1 pseudogene is annotated in these 222 nt (G+C 29.7%); it reads left to right on the plus strand.

Features of this window, described 5'->3' with window-relative positions:
- Positions 1–222, plus strand: a pseudogene (locus tag JR005_RS14545) (tyrosine protein kinase); the annotation flags it as partial.

Below are 222 nucleotides of genomic sequence, written 5' to 3' on the forward strand. Positions count from 1 at the left end.
ATTCAATCGACTAATTTCAGAATCAAAACGACAACTTGATTATTCTCCATCAGGCGTTTTATTGAAAGAAAAGGGACAATCTTTTTTTGTTGAAAAATTTGAGGTTCCTTTTTACTTTCTGGATAAACCTTTAGTCCTTCAATTTAAACAAAATCAGTTTAGTTTAACTTATAAAGACAATATTGTAGCGGAAGGTCGTTTAAATCAGGATAACCTTTTAAC

It is taken from the genome of Acinetobacter sp. Colony158 (genome assembly GCF_019264745.1).
Classification (GTDB): Bacteria; Pseudomonadota; Gammaproteobacteria; order Pseudomonadales; family Moraxellaceae; genus Acinetobacter; species Acinetobacter ursingii.